This window comes from Levilactobacillus sp. (genome assembly GCF_022646225.1).
Classification (GTDB): domain Bacteria; phylum Bacillota; class Bacilli; order Lactobacillales; family Lactobacillaceae; genus Levilactobacillus; species Levilactobacillus suantsaiihabitans.
Genome location: NZ_JALCJA010000001.1, coordinates 158,600 through 181,667 on the forward strand (window position 1 = coordinate 158,600; position 23,068 = coordinate 181,667).

Below are 23,068 nucleotides of genomic sequence, written 5' to 3' on the forward strand. Positions count from 1 at the left end.
ACTGGTCGCAACGTGCACCAATCTTATTCAGCCAATTTTAAATAATCTTGCAGGTAGGTTGCCAACCCATCGTGATCATTGTCCAGTGGGGTAACGTCTTGAGCCAAGCCCTTGATGGCAGTCGTGGCGTTTTGCATGGCCACGCCCCAGCCAGCGTAGTCGATCATGGCGGTGTCGTTGTGTTCATCACCAAAGGCAATGATGTTCTTGCGTTCAACGTGATAGTGGTGGGCCAAAACTTCCACGCCGGTGGCTTTTTGCACACCCTTGACGCCGAGTTCGACCACGGAGTTAGGACCACCCCAAGGGGCGGCGTCGACCTCATCACTGAAGTTGTGTTGCAGGTAGCTCAGCAGGTGCTCCTGATGGCTGCGGTCGACCGCTACCGTTAAGCTGGTCGGGTTTTCCTTTAAGGTCTTTTGATTTAAGATCTGATTGCTTTGAAGCACGGAGGGGAAGAAGCCGACTTCCACGGGTTGGTCGCGGACGGCCAAGAAGAGATTCTTACCTTCCGCCGCAATCATATTGATGCCGAGCTCTTGGCGGTGCGCCAACAGGTCGAAGGCGACCTCTTTATTAAAGGTATATTGGTATTCACTGGCCCATTGCTGGTGGGGGATGTGCCCCAGGCTACCGTTAAAGTTGATCATTGGTCCGTCCAAGTGGAGCTCGTCGTAGAAGTTGGCGGAAATCCGATTCGGTCGGCCGGTGACAATACTGACGATGTGGCCGGCTTCCCGGGCCTGCGTTAGGACGGCCTTGGTTTTGGCGGAGATTTGGGCATCCGCGTTTAGGGTCGTGCCATCTAAGTCAATGGCGATTAATTTTCTTTCCAAAGAGAGACACCTCGCATTTCGTTGGTTGATTGGATTATCGTTCAAAAATAAACTAGCCCTCTCAATGTAACACAAGTCGCGAAAAATTACGACTATTTTGCTGAGAAGAAAGGGTAGTGCTTCCCCCTAGAAACGGGTATAATGGTTAACGTGAAATGAACGATTTGAAGCATTCTGTATATAGCAATTTCAAAATTGTATCTAACAAGATGGAGGCATAACGGTGAATTTACCTGAGGACTTTAAGACAAAATATCAGCGATTACTGGGGGACGATGCGACGGATTTCTTCGCCAGCTTTGACACCCCCAGTCTCAGTGGCTACCGCACGAACCCGGCTCATCACGACTTGCCGGACCAGTTGACGGCGGCTCCCACCGTACCCTACGAACCGCTCGGCCACTTTGGCACGGTTGGTGGGCGGACACTGATGCATCAAAGTGGTGCGGTCTATAGCCAAGAACCCAGTGCCATGTTCGTGGGGGCCACGGCCGCTCCCAAACCAGGCGAGACGATCTTAGACCTGTGTGCCGCTCCCGGCGGTAAGACCACCCATTTGGCCAGCTACCTCCAGGGCACCGGCTTGCTGGTGACCAATGAGATCAACCGCAAGCGGGTCAAGGTCTTGGCGGAAAACGTGGAACGGTTCGGCGTACGGGAGGCCGTCATTTTAAATGAGTCGCCTGATCGCCTGAGCCCCATTTTCCCGGACTTCTTTGACAAGGTGCTGGTCGATGCGCCATGTTCCGGTGAGGGCATGTTTCGTAAGGACCCAGCAGCCATGGACTATTGGTCCTTAGATTACGTCGAAGAGTGTGCGGCGCGGCAACGCGAGATCATGACCGAGGCCCTCAAGATGGTCAAACCTGGTGGCCAATTGATCTATTCGACCTGCACCTTTGCGCCGGAAGAAGACGAACAGATGATGGCTTGGGTGCTGAAGAACTATCCCGAGTTTCATCTGGTCCCCATCACCAAGGTCGGTGGCGTGATCGATGCCCGGCCGGACTGGGCCGATGGCAATCCAGAACTGAAGAAGGCGGCACGGCTGTTCCCACACTTGATGCAAGGCGAGGGCCATTTTGTCGCCAAGCTCGAACGTGACGCCGGTGATGCGCAAACACCGCGGGGGACCGCTAAGCTAGGGACGCCGTTGACCGGTGACCAACGCAAGCTCTGGCAAGACTTTGCCCAGACTGTCGTGGGTGGCTCGGACTGGGCCAACCTCGTCACGGTCAAGGACCAGTTGTTTGCCGTACCAGCAGGGCTGCCTAACTTGAAGAAATTGCACGTCTTCCGGCCGGGTCTCCACCTGGGAACCTTTAAGAAGAACCGCTTCGAACCAGCCTACGCCTTGGCGTTAGCCAGTGATCCGCGACAAGTCGCTCAGACGCTGGCCATTACGGATCAACAGTGGCGCGCTTGGGTCCATGGGGAGACCTTTACCCTGACGACGGCGCCCAAGAAGGGCTGGTACCTGTTGGTTTGTGCCGGGCAACCAGTAGGCTTTGGTAAGGTCGTCGGGACGACCGTGAAGAACTTCTTCCCGAAAGGTTTGCGCTTTACGGTCTACGATGATGACGTGTCTGCGGCCAACTAATTAAAATAACACAAAGAAGCTTCAGAATTCATTTTCCAGATTTGTGTTGTTTACCCTCCAAGTGGTAGCAACAACCTGGCAAGTGTTCTTGGGGCAGCAGTAAAGCGCAAGCGGATGCAGTCTATTGGGCAATTGCAGTGGTACTATTTGGATTCAACTTGTGCTATTGGCTGCTGAGATTATCAGGGAGAGTCTAACGTGGTTAAGAATGAGTACACCGAGGCACGAGCTAGAGCCAACGAGAAGTGGGACGAGAATCACAGAGAAAGAATCAGATATTTAGATGCCAGGTCTAGCGCCCGTAGCTTTATCCGAACAAAGACTATGGAGGCCAAAAACTCAGAAAGTTGATAACTCAACAAGAAGCTGCTGTGAACGAGTAATAATAAGCCACCCTGCTGGTTAATAGGGTGGTTTTTAATGTGCTTTTAGCTGAGTTATAATGGCATAATGGGAATTATATTAGGGGGTAATTGGATTGTTCAAAATAAAAAACAAGGGCGCCGTATTACTAATGCTGCTAGGCGCTGCGGCGGGGAGTATGGCGGTAACTAACGCGTCAGCTATGAGTAAAAGCAAGAAGGCACAGCTGGAAGCCTATGCTAAGACTGATAAAAAGGTTACCAAGACTAGTAAGAGGCTAGATAGTGAATTTGACAAAGTTGGTATGCGTAATCTGACTAGACTAGCTCATATCAATATGAGTAGTTCAGTTGTAGAGCCGTTTCAACCGGATGTGTTTACAATTGGACATTCATTAAAAATTGGTAACCAAAATCGTACGCATGGTGTATCTTTAGGCAAACATTCAGTGGTGATTGGGAATATTAACACATGGAATTTTGCAAATGTAAATACCCTTACCCTTTCAAAAAAGAACCAGAAAAAGGTTTTTAAAGTAATTGGAAATAAATGGTCATCGGCTGTATCTATGACCAAACAGAGTCCTGTTGCAAAGAACGAGTTCTTAACCGAACATAAACCTAAGACGGCATTTGCGTATGGAGCGTACTCAAATTTGCCGTTGCTTCAAAAGAAAAATGCGCAATCGTATCTTGATCAGGACAGAGGCAATAATGCATTTCTAGTGGTAACTGCTGATAATTATTTGAATTACTACAGCAATTATGCCACCAAGTCAGGGACTCCTAATTATACAAAAGTTTCGCAGTCAATTAAAATTAAAAAATTTGTCCGAGGAAAATCAAATTATACATATTACTTGGCAAAGCCGCTGAAAGGTTTTGGTACTCATAAAGTCAGTGTGTCGGGTAAACGTATGTATAAGTTAAATATGTCGCTAGGCCATGTTTTCCAGTCCTATGAAAATAACAATGGCGACGCAGATGGTTTCCGAATTACTGTTATGGTTGGAAGTAAGCCATTCTATGTAAACTTGGGCAATATTGCAGAGTCGTATGCATATGATTTGTCTGGTGAAAATACTGATAATGCTTCTTTTAATGAGAAAGTGGCAAAAGAATATATCCAGAGTCTGCAGTGATACACAAATACCCTTTGACCCGCCAAATCTGGCGTAGCGTCAAAGGGTATTTTTAATTGTAGTTAACAAGAAGTTGATTTTAAAGGATTAATACTGTAGGCACCGTTGGCGGCAATAGCTTTCTAAGCTCGGGGATAACAAGAGCCGCTGGGCCTTTAGTGCCGCCAAGTTGGGGGTACCAAGTAACGTCATGATATCGCGGAGACCGTCTTGCCAGTTCAGCAACATCGCTGTCGTGGTGGACTCGTCCGTCTTGATCAGGCTGTGTAAGATCTGCCCAGCACTGCCAACGACATTCGCGCCCAGTGCCAGGGCCTTGGCGGCGTCTAGGGGTTGGCGAATGCCGCCCGTGGCGATGACCTGTAGCTGCGGAACCTGATGGGCTTCGAGCAGGGATTCCACCGTCGTTTGGCCCCAACCAGCGAGGTAGCCGAGTTCCTTTTGGGGGCGGCGAAAGTTTTCAATCTGCACGAAGTTAGTGCCGCCGCGGCCCCCGAGGTCGACGTATTTCACGCCCACGCTGGCCAGCTTGCGTAAGGTCTCTTGGGCCATGCCGAAGCCAACTTCCTTGACGATGACCGGCACGTTGACTCCCGCCACGGTCTGGCCGATACTATCGAGCCAATAAAAATCGCGGTCGCCCTCGGGCATCACGAGCTCTTGGGCGGTATTGACGTGGATCTCTAAGGCGTTGGCCGCCAGCATGTCAATGGCTTGTTGCGCCTGGGCGACCGTGTGACCGGCGCCGATGTTGGCCAAGACGATGCCAGCGGGGTTATTTTCCCGCAGCGGGGTAAAGGTCTTGACCGTACTGGCATCTTGGAGCGCAATGCTTTGCGAGCCACTAGCCACGGTCATCCCCGTCGCCGCAGCGATCCGTCCCAATTGGGCGTTGACCTGCCCCGTCCGCGGACTGCCGCCGGTCATGGCCTCGATCAAGAATGGCACGGGGAGCTGTAACGGTCCCAGCTGGGTCGTCAAATCGACATCGGCCATGGCAATTTCGGGCAGACTCTGATGAATGAAACGGAGCTGGTCGAATTGACTGGTAGCAACAGGTTGATAAAATTTCTCCGCCAATGACAGGTGTTCGTCTTTGCGGTGGGCGTGACGGGTCACATCCATGGGATCTCACTCCTTACTCGATAACGTGATGAACGTTGAGCTTCAACGGTTCGATGCCGCGGCCTTCCCATTCCTTTAAGAGGTGGGCCAGGTCTTTGGCGGCATTGATAATGACGATACCGCAGTCACCACCACCGGCCCCGGAAGACTTGGCGGCCCCGCCGATGTGTACGGCGATGTCACACATGGTCTTCAACAGGGTGGTTTCAATGGTAACGTGGCTTAGACAAGCCAGCCGGTTCAGCAGCTGCCGGTTGACGGCGATTTCGCGCTGAATGGCGTCCAGGTCTTGGTCATGGAAGCCTTGGATCATGCGTTGCAGGCACTCGCGACTCTCGCGCAAAAAGGCGTGGTAGTCTTGTCGGCGCGTGGCCTTGAAGAGGGCGATCTTATCGACCAGATGCGACGTGGAAGCCGGCGTACCGGTCCAGCCGATCATCAGGCGCAACGATTCCGGTGGCGTTAACAATTCAATTTGTAAGCCCGGCCAGTCGGCGTCTAGCAGCTCGGTCAGGGATAATTCTCGGCGTGCCGAGGCCAGCCAGTCGCGGTCAAAGGCCTGATAAGCGATCCAGCCGCCGTAAACGGAAGCCGCGATGTCGCCGAGTGACCCGTTGCCTTGGACGTCTAAATGGGCAATGGCGGCTAATTTGAAGAGGCGGTCCTTGCTCATTTTGATGTCGTAGAACTGGCACAAGGCCTTGACGGTGGCGACAGTGACAGCCGCTGAAGAACCGAGGCCGTACTTCTTGCCATCGGCGCTGTCGAGGTCACTGTTGACATTTAAGTGGTAAATGGCCAGCGGCTTGCCCAGGGCTTGGGCATATTGTTCGGTCAAGCGAATGGCTGACAGAATGTAGTGGAAGGGATTGTCACGGTTATCAAAGACCAATTCCGTTCCTTGGCGTTGCCAGTACAGTGAATTTTCTTGGTACTGCTTGGACGCGATCCGCCCGTAGTCTTGGCTGGGGGTAATCGTCACGGTCACAAACTGGTTGAGGGCAACAATAATTGCCGGGTAACCGGGTTCCACCACGGCGTACTCGCCGGCAATGTAAAGTTTTCCGGGTGCTTGCGCGGAAATCAATAAATCAGGTCCCTTCTTGTCTCACTAACGTTTTTAACGATAAATTTTATTGGTGTGGCTGGAAATCAACCACTATGTAGTTCAGGTCACCGGGACCTATAGAAACTGAATGCCGGGACCGGGATGGGCCACGACGAGGCGGTCGGCACCAAATTGTGCGGCCAGTTGGGTCGTGACGGCAGGCAGATCGGGCGTTTGGCAAAAGACCTTTAAGTTTGGCCCCGCATCGAGCGTGTAGTAGCACGCCACGCCGGCAGCACGTAGGTCACGGACCGTCTGCATGGCCGTCAAAGTGTCACCATTAAAGTAGCTGTACGGCGGGTTGGCACTCAGCGTCAACGCGTGCATCCGCATGGCGTTGGCCTCTAAGATCTCACCGGTCGTGGTGAAGTCATGGGCCAAAATGGCGGGTTTGATAGCAGCGAGGTCTGCGGCAACGACTTGTTTCCAGGCCGGGTAATACGGCGAGGTGGTGACGCTACTTTGCATGCCTTGGCGCGAACTGACCTTCTTTTCGTGGGGGTCTAGCAACAAGGCGACCATGGCGATGGGCCAGTCGACCTGTTCTTGAAACGGCACGGCCACGGAGGTGTGATCATCGTGACCGGCTTGCCACTCGACAAAGCCGCCAAAGATGGACCGGGTCGCCGAACCAGACCCCCGGCGGGCTAAGCGCGATAGGTCGGCGCGCGACAGTTCCATACCAGCCGCTCGACTCGCCGCACCAGCCAGCGCCGCAAATGCCGAGGCAGATGACGCCAGTCCCGCCGCAGTTGGCACGTGGTTGGTCGAAGTCACCGTCGCAAAACGGGTCTCGCCGCTCATTTGGCGAACCAAGTCGAGAAAATGCCGTACCTTTTGGCTGGCGTCACGGCTCAGGCGGTGGTCATTTAGGATCACCGTGTCGGCGGTGAAGTCCGCATCGAAGGCCACGGTGGTATCCGTATAAAATTGGTCGAGTGTTAACGACAGACTGCTGGTCTGCGGGATGATCAAGTCGGTATCGGCCTTGCCCCAGTACTTGACGAGGGCGATGTTGGTGTGGGCGCGTGCGGTCACGGCGGTCATTGGGGTTCCTCCTCTAAGTTAAAGGCTTCGGTCCAGGTCTGCGTCGCCCCCGCGGCGAGTAGGCTGGCCTGAACGCGGTGCGTGGTGGCTAGGTCGGGGCACAGAGCAATCAAGCAACCGCCCATGCCGCCACCAGTTAATTTAGCCCCGAGAGCACCGTTTTGCCGGGCGACTTGGGTCAACTGGTCGAGTTCTTCTGAGCTGACGCCTAGGCCACGTAACTGGTCCTGGGCATCGGTCATGATCTGGCCCAAATGCATCAGGTCCGGTGCGGCCAACGCGGTGCGGGCTTGGTGACTCAGTTCGCCCAGACGCTGGATCTGTTGGGTCGTTACTTGTGGAAAGGCCATCTTGCGCCGGGCGACGGCCGCCACCGCTTGACCCGTTTGACCCTTGATGCCGCTATCGGCGATGACCAGGTAGCCGCGTAACGTAAAGGGAATCTGGAGGGTCTCTTGGTGCGGCACGAACCAGATGGGCACGTCGGAACTCACGGTGGCAGCGTCAATGCCGCTGGGGTTGCCATGGGTGATCTTTTCAGCGATGGCCGCTGTTGCCAGCAACAAATCACGCGTCAGGGGACGGTCAAAGAAGTGGTACATCGCGCGCGTAATGGCCACGGCCACGGCGGCCGACGAGCCCATCCCCCGTTCGGCCGGTAAATCACTGGTGATGGTCATGGCAAACGGGGTGTCCTGGGCGTCAAAACGGTTTAACAGCGTCGCTATCAACGCGGCCACGCCGGCCAGGTTTTGCCCCATTTGGGCGATGGGTCCGTCAAAGTAGCGGCTAGAAATGGTCTGGCCGCTCACAGTTGGGGCCATCACCACCCGCGTCGTCACTGAAGGCAGGGGCAAAGCGATGGCTGGTTGGCCATACACCACGCTGTGATCCCCGATAAGAATGATTTTCGCGTTACTTTTGCCGATTGCCGTTTGACCCAAGTTTCCTCGCTCACTTTCCTTGTCGAATTTTACTTACCAAAAAATATCATACTCTACTGATTGGCGTTGCGCTAGCTTTGACCTTTAAAATCCCGGATTCACGCAAAAATTAACCCTTTCTATAGAAAGTCGGCGATAATTGACTAAACAATCTGGGGTGGTGGGGGGCTGGTCGCTAGTAATCGGTTGACACGCTGAGAGCAATTAGCCATGCCGATTGATTAACAACCTTAGTGTCGCTGATGACTACCAGCAACAATTGTCCGTAATGTTAATCGGTACGTCTAACGCTGTCCTTTAGTTGAAAGGCTGGGGGAGTATTGCCACACCAATCGTTGTGATGCAATCCGCCAGCAATTTTGCCGGCAGATTCCCTGGCCGCCACGGGCACTGGCTAACGGTAGGGCGACCGGTAAAGTCTGCGTCACAATCAAGGACAACCTAACTATCATACCAGACCGGAATTGCGATGGTAAATGTTTCAGCGAAAAATTTTTGCACCCACCGCGTCAGGCCGCAAACTTTTTTCGACGCCAGCGCGCCACCACGGGCCTAGCATTCGCACGCAAAAGGCGGCAGAGACCGGCTAGTCAGGCGTAGCGTTAGCGAGCTAAGTGGTGTATCATAGTGCCAGTTATTATCGCAATCGTGCAGAAATTGGTGAGCATATTATGGATAAAGACACGGTTTACGCGGTGGTGGATATTGAGACCACCGGAACCAGTGTGACAGATGGCGACCGCATTATCCAGATTGGGTGCGTCTTCGTCCAGCATAATCAAATTATTAATCATTTCGAAACGGACGTGAACCCGTTACGCGAGATTCCGGCCGGGATTACCCGGTTGACGGGGATCTCCAATCAGCGGGTCCGGCACGCGCCGCTCTTCGATGACGTTGCCGGGACGCTGTACAGTCTCTTGACCAATACGGTCTTTGTGGCCCACAACGTCAATTTTGACCTGCCGTTTATCAACGCGGAATTCAGTCGCGTCGGGTATCCCGAGCTGACGATCGAGGCGTTGGATACGGTGTCTTTGAGTCAGATTCTCTTGCCGACATCGCCCAGCTTTCGTCTACGGGATTTGAGTGGCTACTTCAACATTGAACATGACAGCCCGCATTCCGCGGACAGCGATGCCAGTGCCACGGCCGAATTATTCATTTTCCTATTTCGGCGGTTACGGGCCTTACCGCAAGTCACGCTGCAAAAAATGATCGACTTACACCCTGATCTACCGCTCCAAACGGCGGCACTTTTTGACGTGGCCCGCCGGCTAAACGAGCAACAGCCGCGCAAGCTACCGGACTACCTGTACATCAAGAATGGTCTGGCGCTGCGCAAACCCGAAGCGACGGCCACGACCACGTTGGCGGCTCCCAGCAAGTACCCCAAGACCAAGAAGCAAAAGCAAAAATTGATGCCGGATAACTTGGAATGGCGGCCGGAACAGGCGAAGATGATGAATTACATTTACAACAACTACGCCAACGCCGACCAGCATCCCGTTAAGCAGATGATCGTGGAGGCGCCCACCGGAATCGGTAAGAGCCTGGGGTACACGCTGCCGATGGCGTACCTGGGCCAAACGGGGCGGCCCGTGGTCATCAGTACGGCGACCACCTTGTTGCAAGAGCAGTTGTTGGACCAGACGTTGCCCTTACTCAACGCCATCGTGCCGTTTCCGGTCAATGCGGTGTTGGTCAAGGGCAGCCGGCATTATCTGGACCTCCAGCGCTTTGCCACGACGCTCAAGGTGGCCGAGACGTCTAAGCAAACGCAGCTGTTGAAATTACGCTTGCTGGTTTGGTTGACCATGACCACCACGGGCGACTTAGATGAGCTGCACCTAGCGACGTACCGGGCACCGTACTTTCAAGAGATCATGCACGAGGGGGCAGTGACGGCGGATAATCCGTTTTACGCGGATGATTTCTTGCGCCGCCGGGATCAACGGTTGGAGACGGCCCAGATGGTCATCGTCAACCACGCTTACCTGAGTGAACACGCCTTAGACCTGGGTGAACGGCTCCATCGCCCGTATCTGGTGATCGATGAGGCCCAACACCTGCCGGATAGCACGCTCAAGCAGCGGCGGACCCAGGTCAAATTTGCCCAGTTGGTCAACGAACTCCATCACGTTCAGCGCGACATTAGCCGCGAGACCGGCCCGAGCCTCTTGAGCCTCTTTCACGACGATGCCGCGGCGGTGGGGGCCTTGCATCGCATCTTAACCGCCAGCCAAACGTTGGAAACGCAACTGGAGGCCTTGGTCAATCAGTTGTTCTTGCGGTTCTTAGCGGCTAAACGGCCCAACAACCACAACCAGATCATTGAAGAACTGATTCCGGCCGCAGACCTGGCGGCGGAACTGGACCGCGGGGATGCAGTGGCCCAGGCGACTACCGCCACCGACGACCTGTTGGCCGAATTGCGGGCCTTACGCCAGCGCTTTGATCGCCAGGCCGACCGGTTTGCGGCTTCCGAACGTTACTTGTTCGAACAGGTCGACACCCGGATCCATTTATTTGATGACCAAATGAGTCAGCTTCTGACGATCTTGCGGCAGGTCGTGGATCAGGCGCCCGCCAGTTTGTTTTGGCTGACCATCAATCACGTCGGCGACCGCAACAGTCTGCAGCTGGCGAGTGGTTTGCTAGCGACCGAGGGATTCTTGCGCAATCACTTGTACGCGGGCTTTCAGCCGGTCTTATTGACGGGGGCCACGCTATTTTCTTCCGGGCGTTCCCAATACGTCTTGGACCAGTTCGACTTGGACCGCGACCAAACGGCAACGCACCGGATGCGCTCCAGCTTTGATTACGCCCAGCAAGCCGAGCTGTTCATCAGTGACGCCGGACCCAACCTTAGTCGAGTCGCGCCCGCCGATTACGTGACCTATTTGGCCGCGGCCATCAGTCAGATCGCCGGGGCGGTCAACAAGCAGACACTGGTGCTGTTCAATTCGCTGTCCGTGATCGAGCAGGTCTATCAAAAGCTCTGCGCGCAACCTGAATTTGCCCAACGCGAGATCTTCGCCCAAGGCATCAGCGGCAGTCGTGAACGCATTGCCAAACGCTTTGCGACCAGCCACGGCGCCATCTTACTGGGAGCGGCCAGCTTCTGGGAAGGTATCGACTTGCCCGCCGAACAACTGGAACTACTAATTGTGACGCGCTTGCCGTTTGATTCACCGGACCGCGTCTTCGTCAAGGCCAACTACGCGCGGCTCGAGGCGGCTGGCAAGAATCCATTTTACAGTGCGGCCTTACCCGCGGCGACGTTGAAGCTGCGTCAGGGGATCGGCCGGTTGATTCGGACACCGCACGATCGTGGCGCCATTGTCATTTTGGACCAACGCCTGATCGAACGGCACTACGGGCAAAGCATCTTACGGGCCTTGCCGGCAGATCTGCCGCAGACCACGGGCGACACCAGTGCGATTGCCCAGGGATTAGTTAATTTTTTTGAAAAAAAGACGAACGATTCGGTGACGCCACCCGAAGTCTGATATAATTGGAAAAGATTGAAATTCGACAAGGGAGACCGATGGAAATTGATGAGACAACAGTATCAACGACGTCAGCGGCCGCGTCACTGGGTCCTGCTGAGTGTGCTGCTGGTGATCTTGGTGATTCTGATCAGTGCGGCGGTGATGGTCAATAAGGCCACCAAGCCCCTGACGCAAAACCAAGCGCATGCAGAAGCCGTCGCTAAAAAATCCGGTCATTTGACCAGTACCAGTCAGTTTTACTGGACCAACTTGGATACGACCTACTACACCGTGGCGGGCAAGAACAAGGCCAAGCAAAGCGTTTACGCGATTGTGCCCAAGACCGGCAATGACGTGACGGTCTTGAAGCAAAGTGCTGGGTTAACGCGCAACACGGTGCTACAGCGGGTCTGGCAAAAGAACCCCAAGAAGGTCTTATCCGCGGCACTGTGCATTTTCAATGGCAAGCCCGCGTGGCAGGTCAGCTACCTGAATCAGAGTGGCAAATTGTGCTACGTGACCTACCAGTACAGCACGGGTAAAATGCTACAACAGATTTCCAATATTTAAGAACTGGAGGCGGGATAACGATGCAACTAGCCAAACGCGCATTAGCAGTCCAACCTTCCGCAACCTTAAAGACCGGGCAACGAGCCCAAGAACTACGGGACGCGGGAGTCGATGTGATCAACCTGAGTGTCGGCCAGCCGGACTTTCCGACACCTACGGCCATTAAGGACGCCACCGTGGCGGCAATTCGGGCCAACCAGGTCGACGGTTACACGGCCACGGCGGGCATCTTGCCGCTGCGCCAGGCGGTAGCCGACCATTTAAAGGCCACCCAACACGTGACGGTCGCTCCCGAACAAGTCGTGGTGACGACCGGGGCCAAATTAGCGCTCTACGCATTGTGCCAGGTGGTCTTGGACCCCGGGGATGCCGTGCTGTTGCCGGCGCCTTACTGGGTCAGCTACAGCGAACAGGTCAAATTGGCCGGCGGGGTACCGATTGAAGTGGCGCCCACGGCGAGTCTAAAGGTCACCCCGACCCAGCTAGAGGCCGCCGTGACACCTGCGACCAAGGCCATTATCTTGAACTCACCGCAAAACCCCAGCGGCCTGGTGTACACCCCGGCCGAACTGCGGGCCATCGGGGAGTGGGCCGTGAGTCACGACTTATTGATCGTGGCCGATGAGATCTACGGTGATCTGATCTACGATGGGCAACGGCCAGCCACGTCCATGTTGACGTTGGGCGACGACATCGCGAGTCACACTGTGTTGGTCAACGGGGTCTCGAAGACCTACGCGATGACCGGGTGGCGAATCGGGTACGCCGTGGGGCCCCAAGCCCTCATGACCGCGCTGACCACGGTCCTGTCACACGTGACGGGCAACGCGGCGGCCGTGAGTCAAGCGGCCGCCTTAGCCGCATTGACCGGCGATCAAGCCCCCGTCGAGCAGATGCGTGCGGCGTTTCAAACGCGGCTGGACACCATTTATCCGCTGGTCACCGCATTGCCAGGCTTTCGGTTAGACCACAAGCCGCAGGGGGCGTTTTATCTCTTCCCCGATGTGAGTGGTGCGATGGCACGCAAGGGATTGACCACGACGGCGGACTTTGTGGCGGCCGTCTTGGATCAGGCCCACGTGGCTGTGGTGACTGGTGAGGCCTTTGGGCTACCGCACCACATCCGGTTGAGCTACGCCACGGACCTGGCTTCATTGCAGGAAGCCATGGCGCGGCTACAGACCTTTATGACCACAGATTAAACAACTTTTTAACGATCGGACCGCAAACGTTGGGTTCGGTCGTTTTCATTCAAATCAGGAGGCTTTCACATGGAGGATTTTATCCAACGTTACGTGCAGGCGGGACAGACTAGCGTGGCCAACTACCTGCTGGATCATTTTCGCGAGGTGGGGATGACCACCGACCAACTGCTGGTCTACTTTCAACTGCGGCGGTACATGGACCGTGGTCGCCAACTGCCCAACGCCGACGAAATCGCGGCGCACCTGGGCTGGGATAAGCAAAAGGTCTATCAACTGCTACACGAATTGATTACGCATAAGTTAATGACGATTACCACGGTGACCGATAGTCAAGGGCAAAAACAAGACGCCTATGATTTCCGCTTGTTGACTGAGAAACTCAGCCAGTTGGCCGTCCAAGAGACCCAGCAACAGGCCCAAGCGACCGTCAGCAATGACCGCTCCGCCGTGTTTAACCAAATCGAAACGGAATTCGGTCGGCCACTGTCACCGCTAGAAATGGAGAGTATCACCCAGTGGCTGGATCAGGACCATTACCGGCCCGAGCTGATTCAACTGGCCTTAAAGGAAGCCGTCCTCAGTCAGGCGTACAGCCTGAAGTACATGGACCGCATCCTGTTGAGCTGGGAACGCAAGAATCTGAAGACGGCCGCCCAGGTCCAACGCGAAAAGGAACGCCAAGAACCGCGGCGCACCAACCCAACCAACGGTAACGGGACTGGTGGCGGCGAGGTGCCGGACGTGCCGATTTTTAAGCTGACGGATCGGTAGTGGTGACGCGAACGAGCCTGGGAGGTTTTGTCCCAGGCCCGTTTTTTTGATCTATTTTTAACTGAAGGTTGAAATCAAAATTAACGCGTTATGCTGTAACTACGGTGTTCTGACACCGAAAATCGGTGAAACTAGGCGTTTGCGTCAGCCGGGGTGGAAAACTGCCTTTGATCGCGTGATGCGTGCTGCCAGTCTCGAATAAAAATCACCAGAAAAAACGCGCCCCCACACCAGGTCCATCGACCGGTGCGGGGGCGCGTTTGTCATTCAGTTAATCATCATTATCGTTAGTCTTGGTGCTCTTTTGCGTGGTCGTGGTGGCCGATGAGGACTCCGTAGTCGACGTGGAGTTGCTAGTCGTGTTGTCGTCATCGTCACCCGCGTTGCCGCCACCCGGGGTCTGCTCGGTGCTGGAGGATTCCTTGCTGGTGCTGGATTCCGTGGTCGAGGAGCTGGCCTGCGTGGTGTTGGAATTGGTCGTGACCTGACTGTTACTGCTGTAGGCCGACGAACTGGTGGTGTTGGTCGAGCCGTATTGACTCGTGGCCGTGGTGTCGGCGACCGTGCCGGCGTGACCCGTGATGTAGTATTCCTTGGTCCCATTTTGGGTCGTTTCGGTCACGGTGCTAGGCGCCGTCCAGTCCGTGTTGGTCGACTTGCTGGCCAGGTAGGACATTTCGTACTTGTAGATCTCTTGGGCAATGGTCGTCTGCGTCTCACTGACATAGTGGCCGGTCTCAAATTGCTTGTCGTAACCGGTCCAAACGGAGATGGCGTAGTTCTTGGTGTAACCCGTGAACCAGGAGTCCATGGTAGCGCCGTCTGGCACCTTGTTCGCGTAATCGTCAGGGTAGGAGTCCGTCCCGGTCTTCCCGGCCTGATAGAGCCCGGAAATGGCCGCTGAACGCCCGGAACCATTGGCACTGGTCATGACGCCCTTCATCATGTCCGTCAGCATGAATGCCGTCGCAGCGGACATGGCCTTTTTACCGGTCGAGCTGTACTTGTGGGCCTTGCCGTCTTGGGTGACGACCTTGGAGACCAGGTAAGGCTTGTAGTACGTCCCGCCGTTGGCGAAGGCGGCGTAGGCCGCGGCTTCTTGTTCGGAGGAGATATACAGGCCGATCCCGTTTTGCAACGTCAGGGTCTTGTCAAACGTCATCCCTAAGCCAGCCAAGAAGGACGTGGCCCGCTTGATACCGACGTTTTGTAACGTCCGCACGGCGGGGATGTTACGTGATTCGACCAGCGCCTTGCGCATGGTGATGGTCCCTTGGTAGCGCCGGTCCCAGTCATAGAGGCTCTTGTTGGTCCCAGGATAGGTGAAGGCCGTATCCTTGACGGGTTCATAGGTCGGGTAGTAGAGGTGCTCGATGGCCGGCCCGTAGTCCATCAGTGGCTTGGCCGTCGATGCGCTGGAACGGTCGGTCTGCACGGCACGGTTCAACCCGAAGGTCACGTTACCGGTCTTCCGGCCACCGATCATGGCGACGACCTTACCGTTGTTCGGGTTGACGATGGTCGAGCCGACCTGGAACTTGTCGGACGGGAAGCTGACGTAAGCCGTGCCGTTGACGATATCGTACAGGCGTTTTTGCGCCCCCATGTCGAGGTTGGTGTAAACCTTCAAGCCGCCGGTGGTGGTGTTGTAGCCCTTGGACTTCAACTCGGCGTAGACCTGCTTGAGGTAGGCGTCGATCACCTTGGTGGTCTTAGGGTTGGTGCTGGTCGACTTGTGCGTCTTGGTCAGCCCAGCGGTGATGCTGGTGGCCTCGGCTTGTTGGGCCTGGGCTTCGGTGATGACATTGTTCTTGGCCATGGCCTCTAAGACCAGGTCCCGTCGTTTCTTCGCTAAAGCGGGGTAGGTCGTGGGGTCATAGTTGGTCGGTGACTGCGGCATGCCGGCCAATAAGGCCAGTTGTGCGAGGTTCAAGTGCTTGAGCGTCTTGCCGTAGTAATATTGCGCGGCCGTTTGCATGCCATAGACGCCGTTACCCATGTACACCTTGTTAATGTAGTATTCCAGAATCTGATTCTTGGAGTAATCGTGATCGACCTTTAACGCTAACCAGGCTTCTTGGGCCTTACGTTTCAAGGTTCGGTCGGACGCCGCCGTCGAGAAGACGGACAGCTTGACCAGTTGTTGCGTCAGGGTACTGCCCCCTTGCATCCCCAGCGAAGAGCCGGTGACGTTGGCGAAGGCCGCCCCCATGATCCGGATCGGGTCGACCCCGTTGTTCTTGTAGAAGCGCCGGTCTTCGGTGGAAACGACGGCCTTTTTCAAGGTATCCGGAATGTTTTTGTTCTTGACGTAGTTCCGGTTTTGCGCGCCCAGTCGGGAAATGACCTGGCCGTTAGCGTCGTAGACTCGCGTCGAGGTATCACTGGACAAGGCGCCAGCGGTGATCTTCGGGGCGCTTTGGGCGTAGAAGAAGAACAGGCCAGCCCCGGCCAAGAGGCCCAAGACGACGATGGCGACGATGACAAATAAAATGCGGCGGAAGGTCCGCCAACCCGTATGCGGCTGTTTGGGGCCGCTGGGTTTACGCTCGGCGTTGCGGCTCATCCGCGTCTGTCGGGTTTGATTGTTACTAGACATGGTAATCTCCTTTGCGTTTTAACGTGTGTGACTGCTCAAAGTGCTAGAGCAGTTGATCCACGGCTTTGAGATAGGGGATGGGCAACTGCAGTTCCGCGGTGAGCCGGATTCCCTTGGCCGCGATATCGGCGTAGGGGATGGACTTGCGCCCACCACGTTGTTGCGCATCCCAAAAAGCATACAGGTCTGTCGCACGATAGAGGAAGACTTCTTGGCGCGTGACAAATTTAATAATGGCAAAACAAATCCCGCCTTGCGCGGAACAGGCCCGCATGTGGTCGATCTGGTGTTGATGAAAGTTCTTGAGGGGAAACGCCGACTTGTTACGGGTCTCCTTGGCATCAAAATCCAGGTAATGCCCCTGGTAAACGCCGTTGTAATCGGTGGTCGAGGCCGTACTGAAGTAGGCTTCCTTGATCACCGCGGCACTACGCTTGGGGTAATCGACCTTGACGATCTTGATGGGGGTCGGCTTTTTATGAACGACTGCTTGCCCGGTGACTTCATAGTAGGTATTGCTTTCGTTCAATTCCTCTTCCAAGGTCATTCCCCGTTTGCCATAACTGGTGTAGGTACTGGGAAATTTGGGCCCCGCTGATGTTGCTGGTGCTTGATAGGCATTCCCATTGGGATACCGAATAGTCATTGACTCCTCACACTCCTTGCCTGAAAAACGTCCCCGCAATTCACCGGCAAATCGCCGCACTGACGGGACATGACCGTGCTTGGCGCGACGGTGAATTGCCAGGCCTGGTGGCCCAGTTATTGATATTATACCAAGCTGACTGAGAAATAAAAACTCTAACTGGTCTATAACTGGTCAATTTGGCCGAATTTAACGGTAATTTAATTGCGTCGGGCCTTTTTTTTCGCTACACTAGATAGGAACAGCTAAAAGGGGGTCAGGATATGAGTCGGTTATGGTTGACAGGTTATCGCAGTTACGAACTGGGAATCTTTGGCAGTCAAGACCCCAAACTCCTGGTCATCAAGGATACGTTAAAAAAGTTGTTGGCTAATAAGGTTGAAAATGGCACGGATTGGCTGATCACGGGTGGTCAGTTGGGCGTCGAGCAGTGGTCCGCCGAAGTGGGTTTGGACCTGAAAAAAGACTACCCGGAACTGAAAATCGCCATCATGACGCCGTTTGCGGAATTTGGCAGCAACTGGAACGAGACCAACCGCAGTTTGTACGCCCAACTGGCCAGCCGCGTTGATTTTCACCAGTCCGTTAGCGAACAACCTTATCATGGACCCCAACAGTTAAGAAACTATCAAGAATTTATGTTAACCCATACAGACGAGGCCGTCATGGTTTATGATTTAGAACATGAGGGCAAACCACAGTATGATTATCGCGCCATTCAGCGGTTTGAAGAGCGTCACGCGTACCCGCTGACGCTGATCGATATGGATTGGTTACAAGAAAGTGCCAATGAATATCAAGAAAATTTAAATAATGGTTCCCAAATTGAATAAAAACTGGTATTATAGATATCGCCGGTTTGATTACGATAACGAGGTGTAATGATCGATGGATAACGTTAATTTCACTCCCAAAGAGATTTTACAAAAGCAATTCCGCCAAAAGATGCGCGGCTATGACCCTGACGACGTGGACAGCTTCTTGGACAACGTCATCAAGGACTATGATACTTTTGTGAAGGAGAATCAACGGCTTCAAGACGAAAACGAACGGTTGTTGGCTAAGGTCGACGAACTGACCCGCCAAGTTCAGGTGGGCGCAAGTCAGCCAGCCGCAACGACCACGAGTCAGTCAACTTCAAGTGTCACGAACATGGACATTTTGAAGCGGCTGTCCAACCTGGAACGGCACGTTTTCGGTTCACAATTAGATAATGATCCAAACGAGTCACATCGTTTGTAGAATTATAAAGACTGGTGTAAATCCTGAGTAATCGCGGTCGGCTTAAGTCGGCTGAGGAAAGTCCATGCTCGCACAGACTGCGATGTCTGTAGTGTTCGTGCTCGGTGAAAAAATAAGCCGGGGGACGTTAGCAATAGCGTTACGGCGGGAAAACACGGCTACGGCTTCGGCTATGCCCTAGTATCCCTGAAAAGTGCCACAGTGACGATACGTCTAAGGAAACTTAGGCGGTGGAACGCGGTAAACCCCTCGAGCGGGCAACCCAAACTTTTGGTAGGGGCGCTTCACATATGGAAATGAACGAAATGTGGGGGGAGAGGAAACTCTCGAGATAGATGATTACTGCCAGTCAATCGTTTGCCTGAAACGGTTGGGTGGTACAAAACATGGCTTACAGGGATTTGCACCATGTCAGGTGGGTGGGAGCTTGCTCCCGCCTTTTTTTGTACAATTTTTTAGGAAGAGTGAGTGACCAACTTAGCCAGCGTGACCCGCCAATCCGCAACTATTTTGCCAGAGTGGTATCAGCTCACCAGATAAGATGGTAAAATAGGCTAGGTAGAAAGTTAACTGACCGGCTTAAAAGAGCCAAATCGAAGGAGTACAACTTACATGAAGAAATTTCATTTATACGCGGCGACCGCCAGTGGAATCGAAGCCATTGCGGGCCGTGAATTACGGGACCTGGGGTACGAGACCCAAGTCGAAAATGGCCGGGTGCGCTTTGACGGCACGATTGAAGACGTGTTGCGGGCCAACCTGTGGCTGCGGACGGCCGACCGGGTGCGGATCATCGTGGCCGAATTTGACGCCGTGACCTTTGATGAGCTGTTTGAAGCCACCAAGGCCGTGGCCTGGGATGAGCTGTTGCCAATGGATGCGGCGTTCCCCGTTGAGGGCCGCTCCAAGAAGTCGCAATTGCACAGTGTGCCGGACGCGCAAGCCATCGTCAAGAAGGCCGTGGCCACCAAGCTGGCGGCCGTCTATCACCGGCGGACGCGGATGCCCGAAACCGGGGCCACGTACCCGCTGGAAGTCATGATCGACAAGGACCATGTCATGTTAACGCTGGACACGACCGGTGCCAGTCTCTTTAAGCGTGGCTACCGGGTCGGCAAGGGGGGCGCGCCGTTAAAGGAAAACATGGCCGCCGCCTTGATCGCGTTGACCAGCTGGCACAAGGACATGCCGTTTTGGGATCCCGTCTGTGGGTCCGGGACGATTCCTATCGAAGCAGCCATGATCGGCCGCAACCTGGCGCCGGGCTTTAACCGCGACTTCACCTGTGAAAGTTGGGATTGGGTTCCCCAAGAACTGGGCGACAAGCTACGTGACGAAGCCGATGCCAAGGCTGATTACGATACGCCGCTACAGATCTTTGGGACCGATATCGACGAGAACATGGTCGCCATTGCCAAGCGTAACGCCCAAGAAGCCGGTCTGTCCCAAGACGTGACCTTCCGCCAACTGGCGGTTCAAGACTTTAAGACGGACTTGAAGCACGGGGTCATCGTGGCCAACCCGCCATACGGGGAACGGTTGAGCGACCAGGCTTCCGTTCGGGAACTCTACAAGCAAATGGGTCAGGTCTTCAAGCCGTTGACGGACTGGTCGAAGTACATTTTGACCGCCGATTTGGAATTTGAACACTTCTACGGCCAAAAGGCGACGAAGACGCGGAAACTCTACAACGGGGCGCTGCGGACGGATTACTTCCAGTTCTGGGCCAAGCGCCAACCGCGGCACCGGGAGTAAGCCCATGATCAAAGCGGATTGCGTTTTTTGTCAGAAGACGGCGATTGTGTTAGAAAACGACCTGGCCAAGGCCTTTTGGGACAACCATCCCGTGCGGAAGGGCCACCTGTTGATCGTGCCCAAGCAACACTACGCCACGTACTTCGATGTGCCGGCGACTACCCGTGCGGCCATGGACGACCTGACCTTTCATGCTAAACAGTTGTTGGATGAAAAATTTGCGCCGGCTGGCTACAACATCGGCATCAACGTCGAAGCGGCGGCCGGGCAGACCGTGATGCACGCGCACATCCATTTGATTCCGCGCTACGTCGGGGATGTCAAGGATCCGCGGGGTGGCATTCGTAAGATGATCCCGCGAGCCGTGCAACAATTAAGGAATAAACGAAAATAAGCACAATAGTTGTTTTCGGCCTCACAATACGAACTGGCCGCCTTACCGTTCGCCAAATATGGGTTGGAACGCTGGGGCGGACGGGCCGAGCTAAAAGGCGGTCTCGACGCCTCACTTTGAGCCGAAGTTCACGTCTATGTCCGCCACATAGCCGAAACGTGCGCCAACAGGCAACTGGTTCCGCTTAACACTGCTAGGCAAATAATCCAAACCCGGGATTATCCGCCTAGCACCGTTAATGCTCGCCAGTTAACCGCCTGTTGGCCCACTCTTTTCAGCGGCTGAACCCATATTTGGCGAACTCTCGGCTACGGTAGTGTGTGTTAGTAACTATCTTCTTAGCTCCAAGCAGTAACTGCATTGACGACTGGTCTTTCATTAACACAGTGCTGCTGATAGACGGCAACTTGCCGGAGACAGCCAGGGTGGAGCCAGCTGTGTCGGCGGTGTTGGCTGAGGTTTTTTCTCAGCCTACAGCGCGGGACGACTTGAGAGACTGGCCGGTTTTGCCAGGCTTTCAAGCGAACCGGAAGACCGCTTCTCAGGCTGGAGGTGTTCCCCAGAGCAGGTGGAACCCTGGATGACGCAGGCGTCTGGTCTCATCAATTTTAGATTCAACCTTTAGCGGCAAAAAAAGCGACCCACCATCATTAAGTCTCATGATGGTGGGTCATTTTCAGTTTTTGATAGCATTAATGCTTCGGTGCACCGCAGAATCCGTCGCAAGCACACTTGCGCTCGGAAATCATCGGGCAGTGGCAAATGCCATCGGCGCTGGCGCAGCCGCATCCGGGCGCGCAGGTCATCCCCGCGTGGCAGAAGGGGTTGTCTTCGGTTTTCGCTGTGGTCTTTTTCGGTTCTTCAGTCATGCTGATCGTCTCCTAGTCGTTTTGTTAACAGCCTTCCAAGTCATCGGTCCCGGTAACGGTAAACTGAGCAGCGAGTTTTTGGGTCAGCTGGGCTTGTTCCGCTGCGGTGAGCTGGGTGCGCTCACTACCGGCCGCGGGATGCACCGCTACCTGTTGGTACAGTGCCGTCTTGGCGCTAGCTGGCGAGTCGCTGTTCACCGCGGCGGCAACGTCCAACCCGGCGACCGTATCGACGGACACGCTACCGTTGTGAATCATGAAGCCCGCCGCAAAGTAGTCCTGCTGGTTCACCAGAAAATATTGGGTCATGTTGTACCTCCTTTGGCCATCAGATACAAATTCATTATACTATCTGGCGGGAGAAAAACCAACGGGACCTGACGACTGCGGGGTCACGGCGATCCAGATCTCACTAGCGACCTCGGTACCGCCGAACTGAGAAAAGGAAATTTCGGGCGCATCGACCAGTTCATATCCAGAGGTGGGTAGCCATTCGCTGTAAATACGGCCCCAAGTTTCTTGGAGCTGTTGCGGAAAGGGCCCGTGATTGGGGAAAATGGCCCAGGTGTGGCGGGGCACCGCGAGTTGGGTCAGGTCGGCGTAGGGATTTTCCTGCGTGGTGGCAAAGCCAATCAGCTGCGTGAGCTGACCTTGTTCGGCTAACCGGCCGTCGTCAAAGGCGTAGGATGCGTTCAACACCTGGTGCGGGTAGAGATCGCCTAGCGCGTGCATGTGGGCGCGCTGGTCCGGCGTGATGCTTTGCGCCAGTGCTTGAATGGCGGGGTTCTGCCCGGAAAACTGGATGGGAACGCGCTGGGTGACGCCGACCAGGTTAAAGGCGGGTTTTTGTTCGAGTTTAAAGTGCATGGGACTGCCTCCTTTGATTTCTAAGTGAAATGAAAGCTTAGGGAAGGTCTTTTGCCAGCCACTTTGACTCACTTCAGACGGCAAATAGCCGCTCCAGTCCCGAAAGGCCCGGGAGAAGCCCTCAACGGATTGGTAACCGTATTTAAAGGCTACGGTGGTGACGGCTTGGCCGTTGACCAATTCGCCGTTAGCCGCAGCCAGCCGCCGGTTGCGGACGTAATCGGACAGCGACATTCCGGCAATAAAGGCAAATGTCCGGCGTAAATGGTATTCCGAGAAGCCGAGTTGATGCGCAATGGCCGCAAACGAGAGGTCGTCGGTCAGGTGGTCTTCGAGGTAGTCAATTAACTGATTGAGTGGTTGCATGGAGCGCCTCCTTCATTTCAAGTTCTAGTCTAGCCGCTAACTAGCCGGCGGACTTGATAATTGGTAGTCAGGTTTAATCGGGTCGCTGGGACCCGGTACCTTTAGTGTACAACATTGGTTGGCTAA

General features: G+C 54.7%; 20 protein-coding genes and 1 other RNA gene. 11 read left to right on the top strand and 10 right to left on the bottom strand.

All coding sequences use genetic code 11. The annotated features are described in order from the left end of the window. Positions 1 to 23 precede the first annotated feature (23 nt). Positions 24 to 836 carry a Cof-type HAD-IIB family hydrolase gene (locus LKH74_RS00825; RefSeq protein WP_287707968.1) on the bottom strand — a complete coding sequence of 271 codons (813 nt, stop codon included), beginning with the start codon at positions 834 to 836 and terminating at the stop codon, positions 24 to 26. 223 nt (positions 837 to 1,059) lie between these two features. On the opposite strand from LKH74_RS00825, the gene LKH74_RS00830 reads away from it, so the two are divergent. Both LKH74_RS00830 and LKH74_RS00835 read left to right on the top strand, forming a co-directional pair. Then, entirely contained in the window at positions 1,060 to 2,436 is a 1,377-nt protein-coding gene (locus LKH74_RS00830) for an RsmF rRNA methyltransferase first C-terminal domain-containing protein (protein ID WP_287707967.1), read from the top strand. A 478-nt stretch (positions 2,437 to 2,914) separates the two neighbouring features. Further along, a complete protein-coding gene (locus LKH74_RS00835) occupies positions 2,915 to 3,940 on the top strand; it encodes a hypothetical protein (protein WP_287707966.1) in 1,026 nt (341 codons plus the stop codon). Between the two features lie 87 nt (positions 3,941 to 4,027). On the opposite strand, the gene fni is transcribed toward LKH74_RS00835, so the two are convergent. From fni to mvk, 4 genes are all read right to left on the bottom strand, one after another. Beyond that, the gene (gene fni / locus LKH74_RS00840) at positions 4,028 to 5,065 is read right to left on the bottom strand and encodes a type 2 isopentenyl-diphosphate Delta-isomerase (RefSeq protein WP_287707965.1); all 1,038 of its coding nucleotides are present in this window, start codon (positions 5,063 to 5,065) and stop codon (positions 4,028 to 4,030) included. A gap of 13 nt (positions 5,066 to 5,078) precedes the next feature. After that, entirely contained in the window at positions 5,079 to 6,152 is a 1,074-nt protein-coding gene (locus LKH74_RS00845; RefSeq protein ID WP_135368649.1) for a phosphomevalonate kinase, read from the bottom strand. A gap of 96 nt (positions 6,153 to 6,248) precedes the next feature. Next, entirely contained in the window at positions 6,249 to 7,220 is a 972-nt protein-coding gene (gene mvaD / locus LKH74_RS00850) for a diphosphomevalonate decarboxylase (RefSeq protein ID WP_287707964.1), read from the bottom strand. Continuing rightward, the gene (gene mvk / locus LKH74_RS00855; protein WP_287707963.1) at positions 7,217 to 8,164 is read right to left on the bottom strand and encodes a mevalonate kinase; all 948 of its coding nucleotides are present in this window, start codon (positions 8,162 to 8,164) and stop codon (positions 7,217 to 7,219) included. Before mvk ends, mvaD begins: the two co-directional genes overlap by 4 nt. Before the next feature lie 671 nt (positions 8,165 to 8,835). Here mvk and LKH74_RS00860 point away from each other — a divergent pair. From LKH74_RS00860 to LKH74_RS00875, 4 genes are all read left to right on the top strand, one after another. Continuing rightward, a complete protein-coding gene (locus tag LKH74_RS00860; RefSeq protein ID WP_287707962.1) occupies positions 8,836 to 11,676 on the top strand; it encodes a helicase C-terminal domain-containing protein in 2,841 nt (946 codons plus the stop codon). 48 nt (positions 11,677 to 11,724) lie between these two features. Next, positions 11,725 to 12,228: a cell wall elongation regulator TseB-like domain-containing protein gene (locus tag LKH74_RS00865; RefSeq protein WP_135368657.1), complete on the top strand. Its 504-nt coding sequence runs from the start codon at positions 11,725 to 11,727 to the stop codon at positions 12,226 to 12,228. 20 nt (positions 12,229 to 12,248) lie between these two features. After that, entirely contained in the window at positions 12,249 to 13,430 is a 1,182-nt protein-coding gene (locus tag LKH74_RS00870; RefSeq protein ID WP_135368653.1) for a pyridoxal phosphate-dependent aminotransferase, read from the top strand. 69 nt (positions 13,431 to 13,499) lie between these two features. After that, positions 13,500 to 14,204 carry a DnaD domain-containing protein gene (locus LKH74_RS00875; RefSeq protein ID WP_135368654.1) on the top strand — a complete coding sequence of 235 codons (705 nt, stop codon included), beginning with the start codon at positions 13,500 to 13,502 and terminating at the stop codon, positions 14,202 to 14,204. Positions 14,205 to 14,475: 271 nt separating this feature from the next. On the opposite strand, the gene LKH74_RS00880 is transcribed toward LKH74_RS00875, so the two are convergent. Beyond that, positions 14,476 to 16,803 (bottom strand): transglycosylase domain-containing protein, encoded by a 2,328-nt coding sequence (locus LKH74_RS00880; protein ID WP_287707961.1) that lies wholly within the window; start codon positions 16,801 to 16,803, stop codon positions 14,476 to 14,478. A 43-nt stretch (positions 16,804 to 16,846) separates the two neighbouring features. Then, on the bottom strand, positions 16,847 to 17,449 hold the full coding sequence (gene recU / locus LKH74_RS00885) for a Holliday junction resolvase RecU (RefSeq protein ID WP_287707960.1): 603 nt from the start codon (positions 17,447 to 17,449) through the stop codon (positions 16,847 to 16,849). 263 nt (positions 17,450 to 17,712) lie between these two features. On the opposite strand from recU, the gene LKH74_RS00890 reads away from it, so the two are divergent. The 5 genes from LKH74_RS00890 to LKH74_RS00910 all read left to right on the top strand — a co-directional run bounded on the left by LKH74_RS00890 (position 17,713) and on the right by LKH74_RS00910 (position 20,840). Then, positions 17,713 to 18,282: a DUF1273 domain-containing protein gene (locus tag LKH74_RS00890; protein ID WP_287707959.1), complete on the top strand. Its 570-nt coding sequence runs from the start codon at positions 17,713 to 17,715 to the stop codon at positions 18,280 to 18,282. A gap of 55 nt (positions 18,283 to 18,337) precedes the next feature. Then, entirely contained in the window at positions 18,338 to 18,691 is a 354-nt protein-coding gene (gene gpsB / locus LKH74_RS00895; RefSeq protein ID WP_135367921.1) for a cell division regulator GpsB, read from the top strand. Between the two features lie 19 nt (positions 18,692 to 18,710). Continuing rightward, an RNA gene (gene rnpB / locus LKH74_RS00900) (RNase P RNA component class B) lies at positions 18,711 to 19,090 on the top strand. 213 nt (positions 19,091 to 19,303) lie between these two features. After that, positions 19,304 to 20,446, top strand: a complete 1,143-nt coding sequence (locus tag LKH74_RS00905; protein ID WP_135367920.1) for a THUMP domain-containing class I SAM-dependent RNA methyltransferase — start codon at positions 19,304 to 19,306, stop codon at positions 20,444 to 20,446. A gap of 4 nt (positions 20,447 to 20,450) precedes the next feature. Then, entirely contained in the window at positions 20,451 to 20,840 is a 390-nt protein-coding gene (locus tag LKH74_RS00910; protein WP_287707958.1) for an HIT family protein, read from the top strand. Between the two features lie 692 nt (positions 20,841 to 21,532). On the opposite strand, the gene LKH74_RS00915 is transcribed toward LKH74_RS00910, so the two are convergent. From LKH74_RS00915 to LKH74_RS00925, 3 genes are read right to left on the bottom strand one after another with little or no spacing between them, the layout of a single operon-like run. Beyond that, a complete protein-coding gene (locus LKH74_RS00915; protein ID WP_167850159.1) occupies positions 21,533 to 21,709 on the bottom strand; it encodes a hypothetical protein in 177 nt (58 codons plus the stop codon). 24 nt (positions 21,710 to 21,733) lie between these two features. Continuing rightward, complete coding sequence (locus LKH74_RS00920) at positions 21,734 to 22,018, bottom strand: hypothetical protein (protein ID WP_135367918.1); 285 nt, start codon at positions 22,016 to 22,018, stop codon at positions 21,734 to 21,736. Positions 22,019 to 22,057: 39 nt separating this feature from the next. Further along, positions 22,058 to 22,942, bottom strand: coding sequence for an AraC family transcriptional regulator (locus LKH74_RS00925; protein ID WP_287707957.1), 885 nt, complete (start codon positions 22,940 to 22,942; stop codon positions 22,058 to 22,060). Positions 22,943 to 23,068 lie beyond the last annotated feature (126 nt).